This is a genomic window from Dietzia timorensis, assembly GCF_020742175.1.
In the GTDB taxonomy this organism is placed as follows: Bacteria; Actinomycetota; Actinomycetes; order Mycobacteriales; family Mycobacteriaceae; genus Dietzia; species Dietzia timorensis_A.
In genome coordinates this window covers 1-2,836 of record NZ_DYXM01000074.1, presented here as the reverse complement: position 1 = coordinate 2,836, position 2,836 = coordinate 1, and the positions used below count along the sequence as shown (strand labels likewise).

The window sequence follows — 2,836 nt, the reverse complement described above, 5'->3', positions numbered from 1 at the left end:
CTGCAGCTTCTCCCTTCAAGCCGCGGTTGCCGGAGCCCTCTCGGGCACCCAGCGCTGGAACTTCTACGCCGTCCTGCTCACCATCGACGCCGGTCTCCGCCTAATCGCGGCGCTCGCCGCCTGGGCGCTGGACGTGCCGCATCTGGCGTTCGAGATCACGACCGTCGTGGGCGCGATCACCTGGGTAGGGATGGTCGCGGCGCTGCCCGCGGTCCGCGAGGCACTGCGCTCCCCCATCGACGTCACCCCTCGCAGGTTCTGGACCTCCACCGTCCAGGCGATGGCGGCGGGCGCGGGCACCTCGGTCATGGTCACGGGCTTCCCGCTGCTGGTAACGGCGACGGCCGGCGCCGGCGACGACCGCGTCCTCATGGGCGCGACGATCAACGCGATCCTGCTCACCCGCGCGCCGCTGCTTGTACCACTCACGAGTTTTCAGAGCGCGATCATCGTGTGGTTCGTCGAGCGGCGGGAGCAGGGACTGCGCGCTCTGGGGATCCCGCTCTCCGGCGTCATAGGCGTGGGGGTTGTCGGTGCGGCGGCGGCGTGGCTCGTCGCGGACCCGATCGTGCGGCTCATCTACGGCGACGAGTTCGGGCTGCCCGGCGTGGTGTTCGCGGGGTTGACGGCGGCGAGCGTCGGTACCGCGGCGCTGATGATCTCGGGCAACGCCGCGCTCGCCTTCGAGCGGCACGCGGTGTTCAACATCGGTTGGTGGGTCGCGGTCGCCGCGTCGGTGGGGTTGCTGCTCGTGCTGCCGTTCGAGCTGGACACGCGCGCGACACTCGCGCTGCTCGCCGGGCCGATCGTCGGTGCTGCCGTCCACTGCTTCGGTATCGCGGCGGGCGCGCGGGCGGCGCGACGCAGGGCCCCCTCCGGCGCCCATTAGACTCTCCCCTGGCGTGCACGCGGGCGTGCACGCGCCGAGATTCGGAGAGGTGCACGCTGTGGGAACGGCCAGAACGATAGGCAGTACTGCCGCGGGCATCGGGGGCGCGGTCGTCGCCGCAGGCGCAATGACGGCCGCCGCGCTCGGCGGCGCAGCGCTCATCGACTTCCCGACTCCGAGCAACCTGCCGCAGATGGCGATGAGCACGCTGGTCGTCGCCGTTGCCGCCCTCGCGCTGTGGACCGCGGGCTCGCGCCGCCTGCCCGAGTGGTCGCGCACCGCCGCCGGCCTCCTCGCACCCGCGGCGGGCACCGCGATCCACCAATCGTTCCTGCTCTACGGAACGAGCCACTACCTCAATGGCATCGGCGGCGACCAGCTCAACCGGGTCGCGTACCTGGGGCGATTCGCGTCCTCGCCCGCGCTCGCCGACGCCTTCTACCGCGATGCGGCGCCGTTCTACCCGGCGGGCTGGTTCTGGATCGGCGGGCGCATCGCAGACCTCATCGGCGTGCCCGCGTGGGAGTTCTACAAGCCGTTCGCGATCTTCACGATGGCGCTCGCGGCCTCGTTCGCATTCCTCGCATGGCGCGCACTCGCCGGCTCCCGTATCGCCGTGCCGCTCGCGCTGGCGACCGCCGCCGTCGGGCTCGCGCTCGCCGCGTACGAGCCTTACTCGTGGCTGTTCATCGCGCTGCTGCCCGCTGTCGCGGTGTGGGCGCAGCGTATCGCCGAACCGCGCTATCTCGCCTACACCGGCGTTTTCCTCGGCCTCGCCGCCATTACCTACACACTTATCGCCGCCATCGGCGTGGTTATCGTGACGGCGGGCGCCGCGATTTCCTTCGCCCGCACCCCGCGCGACGGTCGCGGGACGAGGCTCCGCGTCGTCGCATCCTGGGTGGCGGCCGGCGTCGTATCTGCGCTGATCGCGCTGCTGTTCTGGACGCCGTACCTGCTGGCTGTGCTGAGCGGCGACGGCCACGAACGCTCGGTGGCCACCGATTTCGCGCCCGAGGACGCGGCGCAATGGCCGCTGCCGATGCTCTCGGACACCGGTCTCGTCGTGCTGAGTCTTGCCGGGTTGGTATGGCTCGCGTGGACCGTGGGCGGAGCTTTCCGCGGGCGCGGGAAGGTCGCAGGCTCGGCGGGTTCGGTGGGCGCTGCGGGTTCGGTGGACTCGGCTTCCGACTCCCCTTCAAACGGGACTGGCGACGTGTCCCCTGCGACCCTCCGGATCGCGTTCGCCCTGGCGATCATGGTGCTCTCCGGCTACGCCTGGTTCGCGCTGTCGGGCCTGCGCGCGATGACCGGTTCGACGCTCCTCCCGTTCCGGCTCACACCGGTGATCACGCTTGCGTTCGCCTGCGCCGGAGTATTCGCGTTGCGCGCAGCCTGGAGGCATGCGCGCGCCTGGGGAGAGGCGAACGACCGCGGGCCGCGGGTGGCGGCGCTTGCCTTTGCGCTCGTCGCGGTGATCGTTGTGCACGCTGCCCAGTCGGTGTCCGAGGAGGATGCGGAGTTCTCCGACAACGCCCGCTCCGCGCCAGGGGAACCGACGGCGGTGGTGGAGGCGATCTCCGACGTCACGGGTGGGGCCGAACCGCAGGACCTCGTGGTGCTCAGCGACGACACGAGCTTGTACATGTTCCACCCGTACTGGGCGTTCCAGGCGCCCGCCGCGGCGTATGCGGCGCCGACCGGCGAGTACGAAAAGCGCAACGAGCTGATCGAGGGATGGTCGAAGGCAACCGACGGCCAGAAGCTTGCCGACGCATTGCGCGGTGGCGAGTTTCCCGGTCCCGATGTGCTCGTTCTGACGCCGGTGCAGGGACCCGGCGGCGAGATGTGGAAATACGACGAGGTCGTCAACACGATGCCGCTCGAGGGTAATATTCGTCAGGTTCCGATCGAGTTCGATCCCAAGCTCTTTGCCGACACGGAGAT

The 2,836-nt window shown here is 70.2% G+C and carries 2 protein-coding genes; both read left to right on the top strand.

Annotation, left to right across the window (positions count from 1 at the left end):
• Nucleotides 1-889, top strand: an 889-nt coding sequence (locus tag K8V11_RS03925) for a hypothetical protein (protein WP_303911096.1), incomplete at its 5' end; no start/stop codon positions are given.
• A gap of 58 nt (nucleotides 890-947) precedes the next feature.
• A partial coding sequence (locus K8V11_RS03920; protein WP_303911095.1) for an arabinofuranosyltransferase occupies nucleotides 948-2,836 on the top strand: 1,889 nt, incomplete at its 3' end.